17 protein-coding genes are annotated in these 24,372 nt (G+C 55.4%); 9 read left to right on the forward strand and 8 right to left on the reverse strand.

The window, feature by feature from the left end; translation table 11 throughout:
• Positions 1 to 26: 26 nt before the first annotated feature.
• Entirely contained in the window at positions 27 to 1,037 is a 1,011-nt protein-coding gene (locus KUV51_RS18155; RefSeq protein ID WP_222522866.1) for a hypothetical protein, read from the reverse strand.
• Between the two features lie 105 nt (positions 1,038 to 1,142).
• Between KUV51_RS18155 and KUV51_RS18160 the strand changes: the two genes are divergently transcribed.
• On the forward strand, positions 1,143 to 2,747 hold the full coding sequence (locus tag KUV51_RS18160) for a GspE/PulE family protein (protein WP_222522867.1): 1,605 nt from the start codon (positions 1,143 to 1,145) through the stop codon (positions 2,745 to 2,747).
• 517 nt (positions 2,748 to 3,264) lie between these two features.
• Positions 3,265 to 6,897, forward strand: a complete 3,633-nt coding sequence (locus KUV51_RS18165; protein WP_222522868.1) for a discoidin domain-containing protein — start codon at positions 3,265 to 3,267, stop codon at positions 6,895 to 6,897.
• A 97-nt stretch (positions 6,898 to 6,994) separates the two neighbouring features.
• Here KUV51_RS18165 and KUV51_RS18170 read toward each other — a convergent pair whose 3' ends face one another.
• Both KUV51_RS18170 and KUV51_RS18175 read right to left on the reverse strand, forming a co-directional pair.
• Entirely contained in the window at positions 6,995 to 8,011 is a 1,017-nt protein-coding gene (locus tag KUV51_RS18170; protein ID WP_222522869.1) for an ROK family transcriptional regulator, read from the reverse strand.
• Between the two features lie 37 nt (positions 8,012 to 8,048).
• On the reverse strand, positions 8,049 to 8,711 hold the full coding sequence (locus tag KUV51_RS18175) for an SGNH/GDSL hydrolase family protein (protein WP_222522870.1): 663 nt from the start codon (positions 8,709 to 8,711) through the stop codon (positions 8,049 to 8,051).
• Between the two features lie 302 nt (positions 8,712 to 9,013).
• On the opposite strand from KUV51_RS18175, the gene KUV51_RS18180 reads away from it, so the two are divergent.
• The 5 genes from KUV51_RS18180 to KUV51_RS18200 are packed head-to-tail and all read left to right on the forward strand — an operon-like array spanning position 9,014 to position 14,985.
• Positions 9,014 to 9,925 carry a sugar ABC transporter substrate-binding protein gene (locus tag KUV51_RS18180; RefSeq protein WP_222522871.1) on the forward strand — a complete coding sequence of 304 codons (912 nt, stop codon included), beginning with the start codon at positions 9,014 to 9,016 and terminating at the stop codon, positions 9,923 to 9,925.
• Positions 9,926 to 9,972: 47 nt separating this feature from the next.
• Positions 9,973 to 10,941 carry an ABC transporter permease gene (locus KUV51_RS18185; protein ID WP_222522872.1) on the forward strand — a complete coding sequence of 323 codons (969 nt, stop codon included), beginning with the start codon at positions 9,973 to 9,975 and terminating at the stop codon, positions 10,939 to 10,941.
• Positions 10,942 to 10,953: 12 nt separating this feature from the next.
• Positions 10,954 to 11,736 carry an ATP-binding cassette domain-containing protein gene (locus KUV51_RS18190; RefSeq protein WP_222522873.1) on the forward strand — a complete coding sequence of 261 codons (783 nt, stop codon included), beginning with the start codon at positions 10,954 to 10,956 and terminating at the stop codon, positions 11,734 to 11,736.
• Between the two features lie 5 nt (positions 11,737 to 11,741).
• Positions 11,742 to 13,352 carry an FGGY-family carbohydrate kinase gene (locus tag KUV51_RS18195; protein WP_222522874.1) on the forward strand — a complete coding sequence of 537 codons (1,611 nt, stop codon included), beginning with the start codon at positions 11,742 to 11,744 and terminating at the stop codon, positions 13,350 to 13,352.
• Between the two features lie 13 nt (positions 13,353 to 13,365).
• Positions 13,366 to 14,985, forward strand: a complete 1,620-nt coding sequence (locus tag KUV51_RS18200; RefSeq protein ID WP_222522875.1) for a fucose isomerase — start codon at positions 13,366 to 13,368, stop codon at positions 14,983 to 14,985.
• Between the two features lie 136 nt (positions 14,986 to 15,121).
• Here the strand turns inward: KUV51_RS18200 and KUV51_RS18205 are convergent, their stop codons facing one another.
• Positions 15,122 to 18,184, reverse strand: a complete 3,063-nt coding sequence (locus KUV51_RS18205) for an efflux RND transporter permease subunit (protein ID WP_222522876.1) — start codon at positions 18,182 to 18,184, stop codon at positions 15,122 to 15,124.
• 11 nt (positions 18,185 to 18,195) lie between these two features.
• Positions 18,196 to 19,344 carry an efflux RND transporter periplasmic adaptor subunit gene (locus KUV51_RS18210; protein ID WP_222522877.1) on the reverse strand — a complete coding sequence of 383 codons (1,149 nt, stop codon included), beginning with the start codon at positions 19,342 to 19,344 and terminating at the stop codon, positions 18,196 to 18,198.
• 362 nt (positions 19,345 to 19,706) lie between these two features.
• On the opposite strand from KUV51_RS18210, the gene KUV51_RS18215 reads away from it, so the two are divergent.
• Positions 19,707 to 20,369 carry a TetR/AcrR family transcriptional regulator gene (locus tag KUV51_RS18215; RefSeq protein ID WP_222522878.1) on the forward strand — a complete coding sequence of 221 codons (663 nt, stop codon included), beginning with the start codon at positions 19,707 to 19,709 and terminating at the stop codon, positions 20,367 to 20,369.
• Between the two features lie 17 nt (positions 20,370 to 20,386).
• Here KUV51_RS18215 and KUV51_RS18220 read toward each other — a convergent pair whose 3' ends face one another.
• The 3 genes from KUV51_RS18220 to KUV51_RS18230 are packed head-to-tail and all read right to left on the reverse strand — an operon-like array spanning position 20,387 to position 23,582.
• Positions 20,387 to 21,406, reverse strand: a complete 1,020-nt coding sequence (locus KUV51_RS18220; protein ID WP_222522879.1) for an alpha/beta hydrolase — start codon at positions 21,404 to 21,406, stop codon at positions 20,387 to 20,389.
• Positions 21,403 to 22,215, reverse strand: a complete 813-nt coding sequence (locus KUV51_RS18225) for an SDR family NAD(P)-dependent oxidoreductase (RefSeq protein WP_222522880.1) — start codon at positions 22,213 to 22,215, stop codon at positions 21,403 to 21,405. The genes KUV51_RS18220 and KUV51_RS18225 overlap by 4 nt, the downstream gene beginning before the upstream one ends.
• A complete protein-coding gene (locus tag KUV51_RS18230) occupies positions 22,212 to 23,582 on the reverse strand; it encodes a flavin-containing monooxygenase (protein WP_222522881.1) in 1,371 nt (456 codons plus the stop codon). The genes KUV51_RS18225 and KUV51_RS18230 overlap by 4 nt, the downstream gene beginning before the upstream one ends.
• A gap of 130 nt (positions 23,583 to 23,712) precedes the next feature.
• On the opposite strand from KUV51_RS18230, the gene KUV51_RS18235 reads away from it, so the two are divergent.
• Positions 23,713 to 24,363: a TetR/AcrR family transcriptional regulator gene (locus KUV51_RS18235; RefSeq protein ID WP_222522882.1), complete on the forward strand. Its 651-nt coding sequence runs from the start codon at positions 23,713 to 23,715 to the stop codon at positions 24,361 to 24,363.
• Positions 24,364 to 24,372 lie beyond the last annotated feature (9 nt).

A 24,372-nucleotide genomic window follows, 5' to 3' on the forward strand; every position in this document is an offset into this window, starting at 1 on the left:
GGCGGGATATCGGGACCGGCCATACATCATTGTGGACTGACGTGATCGTGGAGCAGCCAGAATTCTTCCGTCCCTGATATGGTTGCCTGAATATCCCCCTGCATGATCGCATTTGGTAACAGCGGCTGCTCGGCCAAGGCGTACAAAAGATCAACAGCGGATCCGTTCACTTCGGCGAACATGCGTACTCCCGACGGGTCGAAGATGTATTGCGAAACCCAAACTGAATCTGGCAATGCAGTGGTCGCTGCGACGACAGCGTCAAACAGTAGCGGCGCATCCGAAACTGCGCTCAGAATGCGCTGTTGCCGTTCCTCGTCTGTTTTCTGACTTTCAACCTGTCTGCGCAGCTCAAGGGCCTGCGCCTGTAGGCGATCCGTCTCGGACGTCAGCCGCGCAACCCTGTCCGCAGCCTGAAGGCCGGGCAACGCCCAAAGATAGAGTGCGCAGGCAAATGCTATTGTCGCACCGGCGAGGTTGAAAACCGGCCATAAGCGCGCGTATGGACTGGTCGCTTTTTCAAAATCTGCAATCAAAACATCACGCCCACAAACACGTGCATAGACGCGCCGAAGTGGACGATTGGCTGCATCCATACGCTCTCGCCAAGCGACAAGGTCGGAATTCAGCGCAATGACTTGCGTCATTTGCACGTGGTCTTTCTCTCGAAGGACAGGACCGACTGCCCAGGTGATCTCATCGGCCTGCAGTGGTGTTTTCTGTGCAATGTCCAGCGTTCCTATCTGCAGCATCCTTGCAGCTGCTTTGCGGGGAAGGCTGACGCGGCGCGTCAGAAAAAGGCGTTCCGGGACTACGGCATCAATCGCATTGCGAGATGATGCAGCTGACGGTTTTTTGCCACCGACAAGCAAGCTTGCTGGCAGGGTGTGCCGATGATCGCTGCTCTTGCCATCAACAAAATGGCAAGTTCGGGCCATCGGGCGCCCCATACAGGCAGCCCTGATCCACTCAGGCACAAAGCTTGCCATAGAAGAAAGATACCATCGCAAGAAGCGAGACGGCTCACGTGTTGTCATGGAAAAGTGGCTCGAAGTATTGAAATATACTTTTGACACCACAACCCTAGGCTATGCTTGTCCAAGCGAAAAGCCGATTCTTCTGACATATTTCCGGACCTCAACGTGACCCAGTTTTTGGCAATAGACGACGTCGGCCTTTTGGCGGCGCTGAAATCAAAACATGATCTGACAGAAGCTGATGCCACGCGTTGCGTGGCAGCCAGCCATGAAACGCAGCTTCCGATCGAACGCAGCTTGCTTGAATTCGGGCTCATCGAAGAGGAGGAGCTGTACCGTGAGATCGCGCTTCAGTTGGACGTTCCATTTGCGACATCAGTGGTGCCTGAGGCCGACCTTGCCAAGCGATTGAATCTACAGCGAGAGTTCCTCAAATCTGCCGAACTGGTACCACTCAGGTTCGAGAAAAGCCTACTGACCGTTGCGTGCGCAAACCCGCGCGCCCGGGATGCGTTGGCGTCGCTTGCGTTCCGACACAAAGCGGAGCTGCGGGTCACACTTGTTGCGCCATCGATCCTGACGGCGGCAATCGAAACTCTGGATTGGCCCCCATCCGACGACGCTGCTGCCGGCGTGTCGGATCTGGATGTCGAGAAGCTGAGTGCATTGGCCAATGGCGGACCGGTGATCAGGTTGGTCAACGACATCATCGCGCATGCCGCCAACGAAGGTGCCTCGGACATTCACTTTGAAGAAAGTGAAACCGAATTCGCCCTTCGCTTTCGAATAGACGGAGTTCTGCGCAATGGCGGCGTCATTCCACAAGCCAGCCGTGCGGCTGCTGTGTCGCGTCTCAAGATCATGGGTGGCCTTAACATCTCGGAACGGCGCCGCCCGCAGGACGGTCGCGCACAGGTTTCGGTGCGCGGGCGCGTCATTGATTTACGTATATCCACATTGCCAAGTCAGTACGGTGAGAGCATTGTCGTTCGAATCCTCGATCGCACGCGCGTCAAACTGGATTGGACCCAGCTGGGCTATGACGCTGACATGGTGGGCCGATTGAGAAGTATGTTGCGGCAGCCTAACGGCCTCTTCCTCGTTGCGGGACCTACAGGAAGTGGGAAGACGACAACCTTGTACACCGCCCTGACGGACATCAACGACGGCAGTCGCAAGATCGTCAGCGTCGAAGACCCTATTGAATACGCTTTAAAGGGTATCGTTCAGGTGCCTGTGGACAACGCGATTGAAATGACCTTTGCACGCGCATTGCGTGCCATCCTTCGCCAGGATCCCGATGTCGTAATGGTCGGTGAGATCCGAGATGCTGAAACTGCAGAAATCGCTGTGCGCGCAGCGCTCATTGGACGCATGGTGTTGTCCACAATTCATACAAATGACTCACCTTCGGCAATCTCGCGCCTGATCGATTTGGGCGTACCTCACTACCTCCTAAGCGCAACACTGCGCGGCGTCCTTTCGCAAAGATTGGTGGCGACGAAGTGCAAAGATTGTAAAGGGATGGGGTGTGACAACTGCGCAGGCAGCGGTCACGCGGGACGCACGGTTCTGGCCGAATTGCTCGAAATGTCGCCGGCATTGGCAACGGCTGTTTCCGAGGCTCGCCCTCTTGCAGAGCTTCGCCAATGCGCGGAAACCAACGGCTTTATCAGCATGGCACGACGTGCATCAGATCCGGTATTTCGTCGAGCAATTGCAGAAAACCATCTTTCAGAAGTCATTGGCTCTGTTGGTCTGGATGCATAAAGCATAAGCGCCGAACTCAAAGAAAAGCCAACGCTCCAAACAGCTGCCACGGTACGGATTTTCTAAGCCAGAGGCCAAAACGAACCGGTCGTTCCCTCCAGACCTATAAAATTTTAGACATAGATTTCAACTTTTGATTGAATATAAATATCGCCTCGGTATGTTGGCGATGTCAGGATACGGTTGCGAATACACGGCAACCGGGTGTTGACAACGAACGGTCGGCGTAAATTGTCGATCCGTGTTACTCATTGCCCGGCTCTGGCAGTACGGCACGGAAATATTCCGGCCAGAGCTAAAATCCCCAATATTCAGGGGATCATCGCCCAACAACCAAATAGATGTGATCTAACCCGGCTTCTTCTTTGAGACGCCGATATCCGCTGCCACTCACGCACAGCTATATCGTCCTCGGCTTCGCTCCGCGGTTCGATTGAATTCGATTACGAACTCAAAACCAAAAAACGCTTTTCGCCACAATCACCTGTCCTCACAAACACAGAACTTGGAGAACCCCATGCGCAAGACCGTCTTGACGGCCATGTCAGCGCTACTGTGCGGTGCCGCCCTAAGTGGCGCCGCTGCAGCAGAAACGCTGCTCTCGGCACAGAAACCTGTCACCAGCAACGTAAGTGACGCCATTGGCACCCTTGCCAGCATCACCGATGGTGACATGAGCAATGACGCGCCGTTTGTATTCAACAATCAATCGACGACTGACCGCTCTGTCACCATTGACCTTGGGCGCATTGCCTACGTGACCAGGCTTGGGATCCATACAGGCAACATGTACCGGGCGCAGGCCATTCGTAAGTTCCGAGTATGGCACTCGGACGACGGCGAAACCTTTCTGAATGTGTTAGGCGCGACACGTCAGGGCCTCGGGTACTCCGACATCAAACAAGAGATCGAACTCGCCCAACCCGTGAAAACCCGCTTCATCAAGTTCGAGAGCCTGGAGCGCTGGGGCGCATCAAAAATTCGGGAAATCGAGGTCTATGGCTCAGAACAGCGACCGGAAGCCGACATACGGCACTTCTTTCCGCTTGATCAAGCTGACTTTCCAGAAGGCGAGGCAGACCCGGCATTTCAGTCTCGCATCAGCGAGCTGAATGCTCAGGTCCTGAACCGTTTTGAGGAAAACCTTCCACGTGCGCATCCCCGCCTGCATGGGGATGAAGCGCAGTATTGGTCTTACTTCCGGCCATTTGAGACCGCCAATGCCGCTGACTACCAGGGCGAGAACTACAGCTATGCAACCGTCAAAAACATCTTTTCGGTCTACAACAACACCACTTACGGGATGAAGAAAGCGGGATGGGCTTACCCCCATACGCTTCGCAATGTTCCTGCGGCACGATTTTACCTGGACGTAAATCTGAACGCGAGCGATGAGGACCTGCCAAAAGGAAACGCGGCACGGGCCATGCAGGTACTGCACCTGATCCGCATGATTGACGGGTGTTTGGAATTCGATCCCGATTGCAGGTTCTTGCAAGCAAACAGCGACACTCCAAACTATGTCGAGGGTGAGCTCTGGGCGCTAAAGCGGAAGTTCATCCGGTATGAATTTCGCGAGTTCCAACGTCAATTGACACCAGCGCTGTCACGCAACAACTGCCCGGCAATTGATGGCAAGGCGGTTCCGCGACCTTATGCCTGGCACCACGGCGGCAACGGTTGCTACTTCGATCTTGGCGTCATCCGCATGTTCCGCCCATGGACCGCGATCATGGACTACTACTGGAATGACAACCGGTACTGGGCCACGCCAGCTGACAAGGGCGAAGTTCTGGACTTCATGACAAGCTATGCAAAGATGTATCTTGAGCAATCGGATCCATCCAGCAAGATCCATTGGACCGTTTCACTTCAAAACAACTGGAACTCGATTCTGGGTGAATCCGCACTGCGATTTGCAACGCTGATCTATGACGAGCCCGGATATGAAGAGATGGCAAAGGAGTTGTTGGCAAATGTTCTGAAGTTCTCGTGGAACCATCGTCGGATCTATATGGATGAAGGCATGTACCAGGAGGGCGCGGGGTACATGGCCACGGACTATGCCTCGACCGGCCCGATCAACAACTTCTACATGCGTACAATCGGCGAGCCAATGCACGCCATGAAGTGGGGGATCGGCACTGATACAGCTACCTGGTACGTAAACGCGATGGCGCCAGACGGGCACACAGTGAACTTCGGTGACGCATGGAAAACCCAAGGCATCCGCAATGCCATGCCGCTTGATATGCTGCTTTGGAAAGAAATGATCGGTCTGAATGCCCCGGGCACGACCGAGCTAAGCACGGCAGAGCAATGTGTGGCCGGACGGTTCTTCGCCAACCATTACTTCGACAACGGGATGTCTGTTCCGATGTTGATGGGCGCGCACCTGGCGCGGGATTGGTATTCCGAAGTCGAGGCGTGTGGCGACCAGCTGCTTACAGATGAGTACGCAGCAGACTTCCCGTTCAACGAGTCCGTTTTTCGCATCAATACCAACCGCAAGACTTGGGCCGCAAGTGGTGACAACCCTTCGCAACATGTTCAGCAGTCCAATCAAAACATGATGGCGATGAGCTGTGTTCCAAACAACTTCCCCCACCGAGAATTGGACTGTTTTGACGTCAAATGGTCAGTGCACGGCAGCCGCTTCATCGACGACACCGGCTACGGCGATTTCACCAAGGGTTACAACTACTACGAAGTCAGGGGCACGAAAGGGCATGTGCCCCTAACAACTGCTTCGGATGCGTTGGAGTTCTATGCCAAGCCCGTCAAAAACGTGAACATGGACTATGCCTTCATCCTGCTGAATGTCGCGGGAAAATCGCAACGCATGTCCATCGGCGCCTGGATGAAAGACACCTCCCCGGATGAAAATGGGTGGCACCACATCAAAATCCCGTTGTCGGCCTTTAGCGACATCAAATCACATCACTGGAACGCTGTCGTGAATGGTGGTCAGGGGGTCGGGTCCATCACCTTCCTCCAGGGCAGTGGTTTGCACCTGTTTAGGGAAGCGAGCTTTGGCGTCGACGAGATCAGCTTTACCCAGGGCGGTGGCGCAAGAAAGCTTTGGTACGGGGACGACCGAACCAAATCCGTAGAAGGTGACGCACTGCAATACAGCAGACATCGATTGTTCGTTGAAGAACGCGGGGACGGTGGTGCAAATGGCACTGACGGATGGCTCGAAATCGGAACCAATATCAAGGCGACAGGTCCGGTAGTAAGTTACTATCACGATGTCGCTGATGATCGCGTCGTACAAAATTACTACGATGGTTTTGCCATTGGAGCGAACTCCTTGATCGTGCCGGACGCCAAGTTCGTCGACCCTTGGTTTGCGCGCCCGGATCAGACCCACATGGGCCAGATCTTTGGAAAAGTGGCTACAGGCGACAGCTTTGAGATCGATACGCTTGAAGGCGACACGGGTCTCAGGGGTGTCTATTTCGATGCGTCGGAAGTCTACGGGAAAAGTGTCGCAGGCGGTTGGATGGAGAAAGCCATTCGCTACAAGTTGGCGTTGCCCAATGGCAACTTCATCATCGTCGATGATTTCCAGACGCGGCACGTATCAGGCAGCACCGGCCCACGCAAGAAATCACTCATTCAAGAGTTCTGGTATACACCATACGACAACGTCGAAACCTGTGATTTGCCGCGTAACGGTGGCGTCAGCCATCATGTCGACGTGGCATTCTCTGGCGTGAATACAGTCGACTTCACTCCACGCTGCATGATCCTGTTCCGGGGTGGTAACGTGCGTGGAGAAGCAAAGGGGCGCATGACGGCAGCTTCGATGCGGGGTGACGTCGAGCTGAAATTTGGCCCACCTTCGTTCATGGCCGACGACCCCTACTTCCGCCGCTTCGTCAATTTCGACACGATCACACAGATCAACCGCAAGCGCGGCACTGACACACGCCGTCTGCTACGGTTCGAACCAAACGACACAGTGAGCGAAGATGTCCGAGCGTTCCTGTTTCAAGGCGCCCTTAACCATCCGGGGTCGCAAAAGGTGCTGCAACCTCAGACCCTTGAAGTCGGCAATGACATCGACGGGTGCCAGACACAGAGTTTCTGCGTCAAAGCAACCATCGGTGCGCAAAGCTATACGGTGAACTTCGACGGTCTATGAGATCATGCATTGTGCTTGGGGCGCTATTTGATGCCTCAGACTCAGAACGGCCCGCTTGGCGGGCCGTTTCACGCTCCACTCGAGAAGGCATTTGCCGTCAGGTGGCAGCGTCAGAGCGCGACATGAACTTGGGGTGAAGGGGAAGCGCCGCGGCACCTGCCGCCAAGGCATCCTGACCAAAGTAACTGGGGACCACTTCGACATCCTGATCCTTTGGCATAGCTATGCTGTCGATCAAGGCCTGCAAGTGCTGAGATGGCGCATGAGACGCCAAAACGACCGTCGGAATCTTAGCCAGCAAAGAGGTGGTGCTGATCATGTTCCGAACAGCGAAAGATGCAGCATCGATCCAAGCCTCATCAACTTCGCTATCTCGCCCGGGCGATGTCGTATGGAACGGTGGCGGCGTTTGACCAGAATGAATTCGACCGCTCAAACACAGTCGCGGATGCAAACACGCATCAACGTAGCAGTATAGAAAATCACCCGACTTACGCGTTGCACCAAACAGGGTTTCAGCGCTGGCCAGCGCCGTCACGTCGTTCTGGATGAAAGTCTCAATGCCCGTATGGCCCTCGAGCAGCGTTTCGAACTCGATCTTTGAACCATGAATGCTGTCAAAATCATCAGGCAGCGTGACGCCAATGCCGGCGACTAACTTCCTCATCTGGGGGGAGCAGGCTCCGAGCAGTTCGTCGACCAACATTGTAAGCGACGAAGTAAGAACTTCTTGGCTTTCAAGCGGCACACGGACCGTTTCAACGACCTGGCCTACGAAGTTGACGATTGCGCCGCTGAGCTCGTTGGCGGCCACATTTACACCAAGCGAAAATGCACCTTTTGGGTTCAGAATGATGGGCGTCGTCGGGGGGCCAACGCGCCCGCGCACCGCTTCGCCCTTCAAAATCAGATTATCCGCCTCAAGCGCGCGCACGATTACGGAGATTGTTTGTGCGGAAAGACCACTTTCCTGACCAAGCTGTAGCCGGGTCATTCCATCGTTCTGCAGCAGAAGGGACGTGATCAACCGCTCGTTCAAAGTCCGCGCCAGCACTTGGTTCATTCCGCTCGCGGTATTGGACACCCGAACGGCGGGCGGCGGGGCAAATCTCATATCGGGCAATTTCAGTCTCCGCTGCTGGCGATGTCCACTAAGTGATCCGGGGTTCTTCCGGAAGCCAGCCAATGGCCATGACTTCTTCGGCAATGGCCAATCCCAAGTCATGATGCGCTGCGGCATCAAGATGAAACCCGTCTGCATCGCTGGACTTCACGACGATCGCCGCGTCGAAAAAGTGTACTTCGTGCATATCGGCGATGCGTTCATACTCTGCCGCCAATGCACGGGACTTCTCTTGCGCTCCGTCAAAGACCCCAGACCATTCCTTCAGGTCCAACGCGGTTGGAGGTGGGGCCACGACCAGTATCTCCGGAACCTTACCATTGATACCTGCTGGCATCGACTTCACGTCGGTAATCAACGCACCAATTCCCATGGCAACTTCGCCGGGAGTCTTGTTGAAGCGAATCTTCAGGTCATTCGTCCCGAGCATGATAATGAGAAGATCCAGCGGCTTGTGACTCATGATACAGGGGCGCAGATAGGTCCGGCCATTTTTTTCCGAACCTTCGATCGGATCGTCGCTGACAGTCGTGCGACCACTCAAACCTTCTTCGATGACCATCCAGTTCGCGCCAAGCTCTTGCCTGAGAATGCCCGGCCAACGCACATCATGGGGATATCTGTCATCCGGCAAATTGGCAGTTGTTTGCCCGTACGTGTTGGAATCCCCATAACACAGAACCGTTCGCATCTCGCCCCCTGTAACTCGTTAGACAACTGATTTCAAAAGCATTTCACCAGACGTCACAGTACGCTTCCGATCACTAAGCTAGGCGGGAACCGGCGCTCAGTCAATAATCATTCACTCTGAATTATTATTGTTGACAACCTGTGTGAATTGAGGCTGTTTCAGGACGGACGGTGGCCGAATTCGCGTGAATTGATAGCCGACTGACGGCCCCGAGACCGCGGGAGTGATAAATGAATTTTCTAAAATCTTTGAAGGTCGCCATTGCATCCCTGACGTTGGGCTTTGGTGCGGTTTCAGCCGCAATGGCCGATGATGACGGGCCGATACTTGTCGTGAGTGGGCCCTTGTCTTGGCCCTTCTTTGCAGCCGTCAAACAGGGGTTTGACGATGGCGCGGAAACCTTCGGCCTCGATTATCAGTACATCGCGGTGACCGACACATCGAATATGACCAGCGACTATCCGCGCTTGCTCCAGCAGGCAATCAGTCGCAATCCCCGCATGTTGTTGGTTGGCGAGTTTTTCCCCGACGGAATGGATCCGTTGATCAAGGAAGCGACTGCATCCGGCATCCCCGTGTTGATACACAACTCCGGCCAGACGCTCTGGGAGCAAAATGGTTCGATCGGCTTCATTGGAGAAGACCCGTTTCAAATGGGGTACAAGGCCGGTGAGCTTCAGGCCGAGGCAGGGGTGACAGTGGGCTTGTGCTTCAATCAGGTTCCTGGAAACCCGACAGTTGAAGAGCGCTGCAATGGATACATTGCAGCGATGGAAGCGGCCAGCGTGAAAACCATCTACCAAACGATCGGCACGGGGGACGCAACAAACCCGCAAGCCATGACACAAGCAATCAAAGGCACACTTCAGGCCAATCCAGATATTGATGGCATATACACCCTGAACGCAGTGCCTGCCATGTCTGCGCTCCGTGCTGTCGAAGAGATTGGTCGCCGTGGCGAGGTGATGATCGGTACTGCCGATCTTTCAAACGAAGCGCTGCTGGCAATTCAATCTGGTGATCTGGCATTTGCGATGGATCAGCAGCCCTATCTTCAAGGTTTCATGTCCATGCAGGTAGCGTTTCAGTATCTCAACTACGGCCTTCAACCCATTGGGCATGTCAAAACCGGACCGCTGGTAATTGACCGCTCGAACGTGGACAAAACGCTCGAGGTCAACCGGAAACATGCAGGCGTTCGTGGCGCGTCCTGAACGACTCCATACTTGCTGAAGTCGCAGAAACGCCAGAGGGACCGACATTGAAAAACCTTGCGCGACGTCCTGAGACCGGAGCCATTGCGGCCTTTGTCTTGACTTACTTGTTCTTTGTGCTCGCCACACCGGGAACCGGTTTCGTATCGATCAACGGTACTGCTGGCTGGCTGAACTTGGCAGCCGAACTGGGTATCGTCGCGATCCCCGTTGGCCTATTGATGATCTCGGGTGAATTTGACCTGTCAATCGGCTCGACCGTTGGCGCTGCCTCGATGATCCTTGCGCTGGGAACCAACCAGTTCGGAGCCCCGACATGGCCCATGATTGGGTTGGCGCTGGCTGCGGGGTGTCTGATTGGCCTGGCCAACGGTCTGGCCGTGGTCAAGACGAAACTGCCCAGCTTCATCGTCACGTTGGCAACAAATTTCATTGTCATCGGCGCAACCATGGGCATTTCCCGTTTGATCGCAAACGTCACCTCGTCATCCATCTTTGCGTCCGACAGCGCAAAACTGGCATTTGCAACGAGGCTCGGTCAGGCAAACATATCGATCCTTTGGTGGGCGCTTGTCGCATACATCGGATATCGAGTGCTTAGCAAAACCGGCTTTGGCAACTGGATTTACGCCACTGGCGGCAATGAAGATGCCGCGCGTGCTGCCGGTGTGCCGGTTGAACGGGTAAAGACCTTGTTGTTCGTTGCAACCGGCTTCTGCGCGGCCCTTGTCGGTATCCTGCAAGGCATCCAGTGGAACTCGGGCAATTCGACCTATGGCATGGGCTACGTTTTCCAGGCGCCAATCGTGGTCGTAATTGGAGGCGTGCTACTGACCGGCGGCTATGGTTCCGTTATCGGGATAGTCTTTGGCACCGCGCTTTTTGGCGTGATTTCCAGTGGCATCTTCTACACGGGTTGGAACACTGATTGGATTCAGCTTTTCCTTGGCCTGCTTCTGGCCGTTGCGGTTCTGGCCAACAACTACGTCCGGCGCCTCGCGCTGACGGCACAGTAGGGGGCGTTGGTCATGACCAGTGCGCTTATGGAACTGCGCAATATCGACAAGTTCTTTGGCTCAACCAAGGCACTGAGGAATGTCTCGATGAGCGTGCAACCGGGCAAGATCCTTTGCTTGCTGGGCGACAATGGGGCGGGCAAATCAACGTTGATCAAAGTCCTTTCGGGCTATCACCAACCCACAAACGGCCAACTCTTTTTCGAAGGCGGCGAGACCCGGTTCTCTGGCCCACGTGAAGCCCGGCAACGGGGCATCGCAACAGTGCACCAGAATGTGGGGTCCATTCCCCTCATGAGCGTCGGTCGCAACTTCTTCCTCGGGGCCGAACCTACGAAGGGTCCGCGATTTTTCCGCAGCATCGACACGCAAAAAGCAAATGCAATCGCTGTAGAGCAGATGCAAAAATTCGGCCTCACACGTGTCACCAACGGCGAGCAGCTGGTCGGTACAATGTCAGGCGGAGAACGTCAGGTTCTCGCAATCGGGCGCGCCATGTATTTTGGAGCGAAGATGCTCATTCTTGATGAGCCGACCTCTGCGCTGGGGGTCAAGGAAGCATCCATTGTACTCAAGATGATGCGCATCGCGCGCAAGAACGGCGCGGGCATCGTGTTCATCACACATAACGCACGTCACGCCATGAGTGTTGGCGATGACTTCTGTGTGTTGATCCAAGGTGAAGTGGCAGCGCGCTTCAAACGCAACGAAAAAAGCCGCGAAGAAGTCCTGAACCTCATGGCCGGGGGCGAGGACATGACGGAACTCGAAGACGACCTAGAGCAGATTGACTGATCAACATGACCTATTTCATCGGGGTAGATGTGGGCACTGGCAGTGCGCGCGCAGGACTGTTCGACGTGGACGGCAACATGATCTACGCGTGTTCACACAAGATACAGACGTGGCACCCGCGCCCAGATTTTGCACAGCAGTCGACGACAGATATATGGGCAGCCGTTTGCCATTGTGTGCATGATGTTATTCGCTACACGGAGACGGATGTTCGGCAGATCTCGGGCATTGGGTTTGATGCGACCTGTTCCCTTGTCGCCGCGGGCGCGAAGGGATCCACAATATCCGTCTCACCCGACGGAGAGAGCGATCAGGACGTTATACTGTGGTCTGATCACAGAGCAAAAGACATCGCCAAGCGGATTGATGGAACAGGCCACGACAGATTGCGCATTTCCGGCGGGACAATCTCTCCTGAAATGCAGATTCCCAAACTCGTCTGGCTGAAAGAGAACCTGCCATTCGCTTGGGAAGAAACAGCTCATTTCTTTGACCTACCAGACTGGCTGACGTGGAAAGCAAGCGGGTCCCTGAAACGGTCGTTGTGCACGGTGGTCTGCAAATGGACATACGATGCTACCAAGGGCGAGCATGGCAAAGGGTGGGACAACTCATTCTTCAAGCAAATTGGGCTGGGCGATCTTGCAACCGAAAACTACAGGCGGATTGGTCAGGAGATGGCCGCGCCCGGAGAGCCGGTTGGCAACCTCACAGACGAGGCAGCCCGCGATCTGGGATTATCCAAAAAAACCCGTGTAGCCGTAGGCATGATCGATGCGCACGCGGGCGCGCTGGGAACACTCGGATGCGCTGGCGACGGCGCCACAATGGCCCTGATCGCTGGAACATCCGCGTGTCACATCACCTTGTCGGGCGCGCCCGCCTACGTTCCTGGCGTCTGGGGACCCTACCTTGGGGCGGTTCTGCCGGGTCTTTGGGTAAATGAGGCTGGTCAATCCATGGCCGGCGCAGCGCTGGATACGATCATAAATCGTCATGCTGCCGGGTTCGAATTGCGTTTCAACGCGGCACAAGCAGGCCACACTCCTCACGGTTTGCTCGAGGAGAGGGTGCTTGGTGCTGCCGAACGCGGCTTTTATGACCAATTGGCCAAGAACCGCCACATCGTACCAGACTTCAACGGAAACAGATCACCACTCGCCGATCCGTCACGATTGGGGATGATTGTCGGCCAGAATACCGCCACAGACATGGAAGACTTGGTCGTCGATTATCTCGCTGGCATACAATCGTTGGCATACGGGACACGGCAGATCATTGAACAACTGGAAAGCCAGTCCGTTCCAACCACGCAAATCGTCGTGAGTGGAGGACTGGCGAAGAACCGAATCTACTGCCAATCCCATGCCGATATCACCGGATGCAAGGTCGTCATACCGGACCAGCCTGAACCCGTGCTCTTGGGATCTGCCATGCTCGCCGCGCGCGCGTCGGGCGCGTTCCCAACTACGCTCAAGGCAATGCACGGGATGTCCAGAGGGGGCAAAACACTAGTACCTCGTTCCGAGGTTCGCGCATTCCACGACAAGAAATACAATATTTTCAAATCGCTGCAGGACCAATTCAAATCCATTCAAACAGTCATGCACGGTTGATGGGGTTTATCTGATGGATCAATGTACAGTCTATCTGTTTGCAAGCGGTGATAGCCGCCTCGCCGCGAACGTGACATGTTGGCCGGCGCAAGAGACGATGGAAGCTGCAGTCGTTCACGCAGTCGAAGCCCTAGGCCATGTTGTCCAACGTGCGCACGTATTTGACCCTGACAAGGGGCATGGGTTCCTCGACAGCCAACGCGCGGGACTTGATGCGGTGGCTTCAATCCCACTGGACGCCCCGGTTGTCGTAGCGGAGGCCGTGTGGCAGTATTCACATCATATTCTGCCGGGGCTGATCAGCCATAGGGGTCCAATCCTGACGGTCGCCAATTGGTCGGGACAATGGCCAGGCCTTGTCGGTATGCTGAACCTCAATGGTTCACTCGCCAAGGCTGGTGTCACGTATTCGACGCTCTGGAGCGAGGATTTCACCGACCCCTTTTTCAGAAACGGACTGCAGAGCTGGTTGGAGCGCGGTGTCCTGCGTCATCCACAGTCTCACGTAGCTGAATTTGATACTTCCACTGTTCCCCCCAGACTTCGTGATATCGCCACAGAGATCGCAGCTGATTTACAGCATCGCAAAGCGATCATGGGGGTGTTCGACGAGGGGTGCATGGGCATGTACAACGCCATCATTCCGGACGAGGCGTTGGCGCCACTGGGTGTTTTCAAAGAGCGATTGTCACAGTCCGCTCTCTACGCAGAAACCATGAAGGTGCCAGACGAAGAAGGGCGGGCCGTTTGCGAATGGATGGTCGCCAGAGGATTGAAACTTGACCTCGGTAACGACCCTGAAACCGAACTGACGATCGACCAAGTCCTCCTGCAATGCAAAATGTATGTCGCGGCAGTACGGATGACAGACAGTTTCGATTGCGATTTGATCGGCATTCAGTACCAGCAAGGCCTCAAGGATCTATTGCCAGCCTCCGACCTTGTAGAAGGCATGCTAAACAACTGCGACCGTCCGCCTGTCAAAAGGCGGGATGGCAGCGTCATTCGTCCAAACCTGCCCATCATCCATTTCAATGAAGTCGATGAATGCGCTGGTCTTGACGCGCTGCTAATCAATCGTGTCCACACAGCCATCGGCCAGCCTGTTGAAACGACGTTGCACGATATTCGATGGGGTGATGATGACGGCAGTCGCTGGCAGAATGACTTCATTTGGGTTTTCGAGATTTCAGGTGCAGCGCCACCAGCGCATCATATTGGCGGATGGGCCGGGTCGGAGAGCAAAAGGCAGCCTCCGATGTATTTTCCTTCCGGTGGCGGCACCTTGTCAGGTGTGGCACGGCCGGGGAGCATTGTTTGGTCACGCATCTACCTGGAAGATGACGAACTTCGCCTCGATATCGGCCTCGGTCACAGCGTCGAACTACCGGCACACGAAACAAAACGACGCCGCGACGCGACCACACCTGAATGGCCCATCATGCACGCCACCTTGACTGGGGTAACACGGGATCAGTTGATGGGTCGCCATAAATCAAATCATGTCCAAGTGGTGTACGCCACGGATGACACGGCAGCGCTTGACGCTTTGATCATACGTGCCGAACTGGCGCACCAAATGGGCATCAAGGTATCCGTATTGGGCCTGGGCGCCGATTTTCATGCGTCGTAAAGCGGTCGAGATAACTTCGCAGCCACGACAGTTTGCAGGTTTTCCTGCCAACGCCCGGAACAGATTGAAACAAGCAACTCAGCCTCCTGAAATAACCTTTCCAGTCATATAAACAGTTGATACCAGCAGAACTGTTTCAGCCTGCCACGCTTGATAAAGTCATCAGATGAACGTCATCATCTGATTGTTTTGGGGGATCTGCATTGAACAGGATCCGATAAAACACAGGCGCTGCAATCAGTGTCAGGACCGTCGCAAAAGCGAGACCTGCCATGATGGTGACAGCCATTGAGACAAAGAAGGCATCACTCAGAAGCGGCAACATACCAAGAATGGTGGTGGCTGCGGCAAGCATCACGGGGCGCAACCTAGACGATGAAGCCGTAACGATTGCATCGTCTAAGTGATGCTGTTCGGTGCGCACCAGATCAATCTCCTCGACCAGAACAATACCATTCTTGATAAGCATTCCGGACAGGCTGAGCATACCCAGAAGGGCCGTGAAACTGAATGGGAGATCCGTCGCCAACAGTCCAATCACGACGCCATTTGCCGCCATCGGAACCATCAGCCAGATGATCAGCGGCTGCCTCAGCGCATTGAAAAGCACAATGGAGATCACGACCATGAGGATCACAGCCAAAGGCAACTGCTGCGCAAGACTGACATTTGCCTCAAGCGTGTCTTCATACTCACCACCCCAAGCAAGCGCATAGCCCGGCGGCAAGTCAATCGCCTCGATGTCAGCTCGGATCTCGGCCAGTACTTCCGCAGCCGACACGTCAGGCGCGATTGCGCCGGACAGTGTCAATGTCGGAACCCGGTCGCGGCGGTGATAAATGGTATCCTGCGGTATCACCGACAGGCCCTCAATGACCTGCTGCATCGGGATGAGCCGTTGCACACTATTGGAATAGACAAGGTGATCCGTCAGACCCATTTCAGTGTCGCGCGGTGCCCGAATGATAATCGGTATTTGGCGCTCATCCTCGCGATATACGCCGGCAGGCACACCATCCGTTGCAAAGCGCATCGTTTCGGCAATGTCGTCCCTGCTGATGCCGACGGCCTTGGCCCGTTCCGTCGCATACACCGGATGAATGACAAGTTCCTGTTCGCGCCAATCCGTTCGTAGCACCGCAAAACTGTCAGTGGCCGCGCGCATTTTGCGTTCGGCCTCGATTGCGAGCGATCTTAGAACGGACGCATCCGGGCCAGAGATGCGAAGCTGGATCGGGTCGCCTTCGCCCGGACCAAAGGCAAGCTGTTTGGCAACCAGTTCGCCCTGGGGCAGGTTCTCCGCAGCAAAGACACGCATCTCAGCCATGATGTCTGGAATCTCCAACACGTCGTTTGCGCGTACAATCAAATGGCCGAAGCTGCTGTTTGCCTTTGCGGTTGGATAGGTCAGCATGAAACGCAGCGCGCCATCACCGGCATAGGTTGTATAAGCGGTCACCTTTTCCTGTGCATCCAGCCACGTTTCCAGCACCGCTATGTCTGCCTCGGTTTCGTGGATCGTTGCGCCCTGTGGCAGTTTGTAATCCACGAAGAACAACGGCGTGTTGGAATCGGGAAAAAACTGTTCCTTCACCTGACCAAAAGAGGCAAGACAAGCCGCTGTAATCGCGACGAGGGCCACAGACACCAGCCAACGAAAGCGCAGCGCGCCTTTCAACAGCCAAGCATAGCCGCGGAAAATCAAACCGCTATATGCGTCCTGTCCGTCTGCCTGCCCCTGCACAAAAGTGTAGTGACCGATGAGCGGGGTAACCGTCAGGGCGAGGAACCAGGACAGCAGAAGCGAAATGCCAATGACCGCAAAGAGTGAGAACATGAATTCGCCCGTCGAGTCCGGACTGAGACCGATAGGGGCAAAGGCCAGCACACCGATAACGGTGGCTCCAAGAAGCGGAACTTGGGTCTTTGACGCAGCTTCCGTTGCAGCCTCACGCGAAGACTTGCCGCGCGCCATGGCCGTCTGCATACCCTCGGCAACCACGATTGCATTGTCCACGAGCATACCCATGGCAATGATCAGCGCACCGAGTGAAATGCGTTCCATTTCAATGGAAAACAACAACATGAACAGGAGAGTACCCAGGACCGTCAGGAACAATGTCGTGCCGACCGTAAGGGCCGCGCGCGGACCCATGAAAACAGCCAGTACCACCACCACGATGGCCACCGACATCGCAAGGTTGATTAGAAAATTGTTTGACGCCTCGTTTACGATCTTGTGCTGTTCGTAGATCGGGTGAAGATCCACACCGAGGGGCAGGGTGGCCATGATCTCGGCCAGACGCTGTTCGACCCGCTCGCCCACCTCGACGATGTTTTCAGTGGCCAGACCCGCAATACCAATGGTGAACGTTTCGGCGCCATTGTGGCGGATAAGAATCTCGGGATCTTCGACGCGCTCGCGTGACACCGAGGCAATGTCCACGATATTGAGCACAAGTCCGTCTACACCGACCGACAAGTTTGCAATGTCCGACACCGAATTGGTGCCATTGGCAATACTTAAACGGGTGTTGTCGAGTGTGCCCGCATCTGCAAGTGAGTTTGATGTCTCAAGCGCTCCCAGAAATGCTTCCACGGGGATATTCTGATTTGCGACAACGGCGAGATTTGGTTCAACAAAAATCGCTTCTTCCGGTAGCCCCGACAATTCAACGTCCGCGACGCCCTCAACAGCAAGAACCTCACGGCGCAGATATCTGGCGAAAGTGTGCTTTTCCTGGTCGGAGAAACCTTCGGTTGTCACAGCATAGTACATGCCGAAAACGTCACCGAACGAATCGTTCACGTAAGGCTGCGATGCACCTTGCGGAAGAAAGAGCGCGGCATCGGAGACACGCGCGCGCAGTTTGGTCCAGATGTCCGGCAGTTCCGTACCGTCGATTGTGTCAACGATCTCGACCTCGATCACAGACAGTCCGGGCGTATTGCGTGAAGTGATCTGGCCCACCTCGTCCATCTTCTGGATAGCGCTTTCCAGCGGCTCCGACACTTCGCGTGCCAACTCTTCAGCGGATGCACCGGGATACTCGGTTATAATGGCCGACACCTTGATGGTAAATGCCGGGTCCTCGAGCCGTCCCAGAGACAGGAACCCGCCAATTCCACCAAACAGGAATGTCAAGATAAGCAGCCAGGTGATGATCGGCCGGTCGATACTAAAACGCGCAATATCCATCTGCCTTACCCCTAGTCGAAGTCGGCGGAGAAGCGGCGGATGGCGTCACCGCTGCGCAAAGAGCCAACGCCAGCCACGACAATTTCCGCGCCGTGCGCCAAGCCATCGGTGATCAGAATGTCACCTGACGCGGCAACGCCAACCGACACATCCTGTCGCCGCACGACAACCGCGCCATCCTGATCCTCGACCAGCATCACGAATTTGGTGCCATTGGGGTCTAAGCCAACCGCGGACGGTGGCACCGGTATACCCTCGGCCATTCCGTTCAGACGCGCGTGCACCGTAACGGATGCGCCGGGCAAAAGGAGCCGACCCTGCGGCGGGTCAAGAGTAAGTGTGACGCGAAAAGTCTGGCCGACTTGGGACGTCTCGGCGTTCACTTCACGGAAAGCGAGCGGATACTCGGTATCCTGACCTTGAAGGCGCGCGGTAAGAGTTACGTCCGGATCCTCACCCAGCTCCTGCACAAGCACTTCGGGTACGTCAATATCGACCTGTAGTGCGGACAGGTCGTGCAAGCGAACAATCTGCGTTCCCGCCGCGATGGTAGAGAAGTTGGCGACATGGCGTGCAGCCACCACTGCATCGAATGGTGCGAATATCTCGGTCTGTTCAAGAGCGTATTCAGCATTCCGCAAGGCAACCCGCGCCAGATTCACCTCGGTTTGCGCATCCAGCACCTGCGCCTCGCTGACTGTACTGCCTGACAGCCTGTTAAAGCGGTTCAGAGTACGTTCCGATTGCTCAAGCGCCAGTCGAGCACGCTCAACCTCGATCTCGAATGGTTCCTGATCCAATTGTGCGATACGCGTTCCTCTCGGCAGGAGTTCACCTTCCGGAGCCTTCAGGTCCACGATGCGACCATCGACCTGAAAACCCAAGTCAACCGTTTCGCGCGCTGCTATTTGACCGAAAAAGGTTCTTTGGACGGATGCTTCAACTTGATCCGTCACGATGGTTTTAACCAGGCGTGGCGCGTCCTGGCCCTCTGCGGCGCGTACCGAGAAACCGGTTACGATAGCCAGCATCAGAACGAGCGTTTTCAGAAAATTGACGGGCAGCCCATCGGTTCGAACCCGATCCCTGCGTTTGACTTTATCGGAATTCACCAGGCGAAACTCTAAGAAGCGGGAGGCAAAACCAGTGCAGCGGAACATGTACGTTCTCCTGTTTCCGTTGCCCCGCCATTCACAACGCGGAGCCAGATCGATCAAACCAAGAAGATGCGGAGCACCTTTTTCTGAATATTTTTCAGATATTCGATGCGCGCCAGAACAGTCAACCAAAAATATGAGGATGTTTCATGTATGGATCTATAGACGCCTCAAATTTCCAAGCCTCAGCCATTTTTCTATTATTCCCTCGGTACAAATCGACTTTTTGAAGTGTTACTTAACCTCAAAGCAGTTTCCCGCGCAGGAGACTTGAAGAAGCCGGAGGTTTTGGGCGGAAAAGTGCCCGATGTTCTTGATCGGTCATCATACGCCTGTTAGAATATGAAAAATTTTCTGGTTTTGAGATGCCCAAAAAAGCCTCAGGTCAAGAAAGTGTCAGAACACCCGTTCAAGAGCGAAGCCAGAAGCGTGTCGCTCAAATTCTATCCGCGGCGCGCGCAATCATCGAACGCCAGGGGGCGGCTGGCCTGAAGATGAGCACAATCGCGGCAGAGGCCGACGTGTCCATCGGATCCATCTACCAGTACTTCCCGAACAAGAGCGCAATCATCGCAGCACTGGCTGAGCAGGTACTTGGTGCGAACACGCGCAAGAATATGGAAGTTCTGGCCAAAAGGCCGGCGTCCCTTGTTCAGCTCTCACACATCACCACCGAACTTTTGGACCAGTATTACCGGCTACTGCGAAATGATCCCGTATATAGGGACATTCTGACCGGACATGCCTCGGACAAGAAACTCCTGACAGCCGATCAGGATGACACAGTGGCAAATCGCGACCACATCTTTGCTATGTCGAACCATCTGTTTCGCGCAGAAGAACATGAACGCGCCAAGATGGCCTTGCTAATGATTGTGTCGTTTGGCGGTGCGGCTGCGGCAATTGCAGCCGACTGCTGCGAAGACGAGGGCAGACGTGCAATGGAAGATGCCAAGGCCATGCTTTTTGCTGCGTGGGAGGTTTCGATCCTTCCTCTCGGCCACAAACACGGCGCGTCTGACAAGTAGGTACGCAGCGCTTTACATTAAACGTTCGCCTTGAGCATGGAAACAGCTTGATCGAACGCCCGCCGTGCCGCGGGAACGTGTCCACCGATGTTGATGAAGATGTGGACCAGGTCTTCGAACAGGTGCAATTCGGTTGGAACACCGGCATCCTTCAGTTTTTCAGCATAAGCGCAGCCTTCATCGCGCAACGGATCGAATCCGGCGACCAGAACACCAGCGGGACACACGCCACTCACCTCGCCCAAAAGCGGGGACGCCAGTGGGTCGAGGGCTTGTGACACATCCTCAAGATAGTGGTCTGTGAACCATTCCATCTTCGGCTTTTCAAGATAGTAGCCGAGCTCGAACAGGTCGTAGGATCGGCTCTGCTTGCTCATGTCGAGCCATGGCACCCACAAAAGCTGGTATTTCGGGGACACATCCGCATCGCGCCGTTGTTGTGCCACGATAGCTGCTGCATTGCCTCCGGCGCTATCGCCACCGACAGCGATACGCTTTGGATCAAAGCCCAACGAAACGGCATCGCGCGCAATCGCGTCGAAGGCCGCAATGCAATCGTTGATCCCAACAGGGAATTTGAATTCAGGCGCAAGGCGGTAATCCACGGCCACAACGGCCATATTCACCTCATACGCAAGCTGGCGGCAGATGTCGCGGTGCGATGTGAGCGAACCACCCACATGCCCGCCGCCGTGATAGAATATCAGCACTGGGGCATCTGTGTTCGGCAAAGCGTTGGGACGATGGATTTCGCAAGGTATGGGTCCGTTGGGACCATCACAGCTGTGCGGCGTGATCATGACGTCTGGATGAGGGGGATGGGTAAGCCAATCGCCCTGTATGTCAAACCCTTCACGTGTGCTGGCGACGCTTCCGATCTTGCCTGGTGGGTCGCCAAAGCGTTTGACCATCATCTGGATCAGAGGATCAAGCCGCTGACCGTCGATGACAATGGGTTCACCACCGAGCAGGCGGACAATCGGGGCGGGCAGTCGACAGGCTTTTTGTGCTGCAAACTTCAGGATCGAGTTCATCATCTGAGCGCCTTCAAATACGCTTGTTTCTTCTTCTCGCCCTGCTTCTCAAGATAGCTGACCACGGGGCGCAGCAAGCTCGGGAACATCATCATCAAGGACGCCATGAATCCGTCTGACGACGGCAACCAGGTTTCCAGTTTGCCCTTGGTGATCGCTCGGACCGTGTGGTCCGCGATCTCATCGGGCGTCAGGGGTTTGGCGTTGCCGATGAAGTTCAGCGGCGATCCATCCGGGTTCGCCATCTCTGCCGCCAGCATCGGCGTATCGATGGCGCTGGGAAATAGACCACCGACGCCCACGCTATGTGGATGAAGTTCCATCGCAAGCGCTGCCATGAAACCGCGCAGCCCGAACTTGGATGCGGAATAGGACGCGCTGTTTTTCATGGGGCCAACGGCAGCAAGCGACATGATGGAAAAGATGTATCCGCTCTTGCGTGCTTTCATGGATCGCGCGGCCGCGGCAGACAGCACCATCGGCGCTGTCATGTTGATGTCCACATGCGCCCGCATCAGGTCATCCGGCACAGTGCCCACGGGTCCCGGAACGATCATGCCCGCGTTGTTGACCAGCAGATCAACCGGCACTCGCACGTCTTCGATGCGATCACAAAGACGCCCGAGGTCCTCTTCCGACCTGAGGTCGGCAATGATCAGTTCCGCCTGCTGCGGAAGTGTGAGCGCAACACGTTTGAGTGCAGCTTCATCCCGGTCGGTGAGGACCAGACCATACCCTTCCTTGGTCAGCCGCTTGGCCAAAGCTTCACCTACGCCGCCAGCGGCGCCTGTGATCAACGCACGGTTCATCATGCTACCTCCAGCGCCTTCGGCAGCGCGGGCTGAGCGGAAGGATTGAAGTAGCCGGGTTTCGGCTCGTCCCAGTTCATATGCTTGCGCAGCGCTTTGAACTCTCGCTTGAGGGCATCGATGTTGGCATAGGTGGCATGCCGGTCGCTGGCCACATAACGGATGCCACCGCTCAGGTCGGGCTCGTGGCTCTTGATCCGGTTTTCCAGTTGCGCCCAGGCTGCTGCATCATCGCGTTGCGACAGGATCGTGCGGCCAATGAGATCGGCCATTCCGTCAAAGAGCTTGTAGATGCCCCCATTGGTTTCGGTGAAACCAAGCCCGAACAGCTGGTTGTTGCTGCGCGAGAACATGTGCAGGTAGTTATCGGGCCGGTCCCCTTTCCAGCTGAAAAGGCTCGGATCGACATAGGGTACCTTCCATTCGTATCCGGTGGCGCAGATGACCACGTCAATTTCTTCGCGGGAACCGTCCTTAAACAGGACATGCTTGCCGTCCAGACGCTCCACATCGCCTTTGGCGAGGATATCGCCGTGGGCAAGGTAATGCAGCAGTTGGGAGTTCACGATAGGGTGGCTTTCCAGCACGCGGTGGTCTGGTTTGGGCAGGCCGAGACGTGTGAGATCGCCGTTGAGGAACTTCAGCAGCCCACCAAAGACCCTTTGTTGCAGCCAGAGCGGCAGATTGGGGCCCTGATCGGCAAAGACGTCCGCCGGTTTGCCCATGATATGCTTGGGAACAAAGTGATAGCCGCGTCGAACAGAGATGTAGGCCTTGTCTCCGGCAACGGCTGCATCGCACGCGATGTCACAGCCAGAGTTGCCCGCGCCGATGATCAGCACCTTCTTGCCGCGGAATTCATCCATGTGGCGGAAGGAACTGGCGTGGCGTACCTCGCCATCAAATTCTGCGGTGTCCCGCGCCCACCCGGGCAGCTTCGAATGCCACGTCGTGCCAGACACGCAAACCAGCCAGCGGTAGGTGCGGCGCTCACCGGTAGACAGGTTCACGGTCCATGCGCCGTCCTCAAATGAGGTCGAAGTCACTTCGGTGTTGAAGGTGATGTGCGGATAGAGGTCATGCGCCCGCGCAAAGGACTTCATGTATTCAAAGATCTGCCGGTTCGACGGGTAGTCCGGATAACTGTCCGGCATCGGGAAGTCAGAAAAATAGGAATGTGTCTTGGACGAGATGAAATGCGCGGATTCGTACATCGGTGTCCCGGGGTTATCGATGTCCCAAATCCCACCGACTTCGCTATGGCGTTCAAAAACGTCAAAGGCAATTCCAAGGTTCTTGAAAGCACGTGCCAAGGCCAATCCACCAGGTCCCGCGCCAACGATACATACTGTGTCAATGAGGTTCGCCAACGTCACTCTCCTTAACATGAGTGTTTATCATGTTTGAAATATGTGAGAACTCCTCATATTAGTCAACAAGAGAGATTCTGTGGGCAGGAGAGACATGGTCAGCGCATCAATCAACGTCAGGAAAGAGCCGGTGCAGGCGCGCAGCAAGGCACGGGTCGAGCAGATCTTGAACGCCGCCGAAGATCTGATCTCGAAACAGGGCAGTGACGGGCTCAAAATGAGCGCTGTTGCCAAACAGGCGGCTGTACCCATTGGGACAGTCTACCAGTTTTTTCCCAACAAAAGCGCAATCATACAGACTTTAGCCATCGCTGTGATGGAGGATGTCCGGACAGGGCTGACGGCCCAGTTTTCAGGGATCGACAGCCTGAATGATGCAGCGGATAAGGTCGAGGAAGCACTGCGTGGCTACTACCGGTTTCTGCGCTCAAACCCGACAGTGCGAGACATCCTTTGTTCGACACAAGGCGACAAGAAATTGCAGCAACTCGATCTCGACGACAGCCGCAAGAACGGCGAATTGCTGTTCGATTGCCTGGAGAAGTTCGTTGCTGATTCTCATCACGACCAGTTACGGCACATGTGTTTCATGAACATGCACCTGACGGGATCACTGGTCAGGCTGGCCGTCAATCTGGATCCGGTCGAGGCCGAGGGCTTGCTTTCCCAATTTGCAATTGGTCTGCGAAATCAGATTGAAAGCCTACCTGATCAGAAGGCGCATGACGCAGAAGGTGGTCCGGCAATGCAGCCGATACCGCAGGGCGCGAAATCCATATAGATCCAAGGC

The organism is Tateyamaria omphalii (assembly GCF_019802125.1).
Lineage (GTDB): Bacteria > Pseudomonadota > Alphaproteobacteria > Rhodobacterales > Rhodobacteraceae > Tateyamaria > Tateyamaria omphalii_B.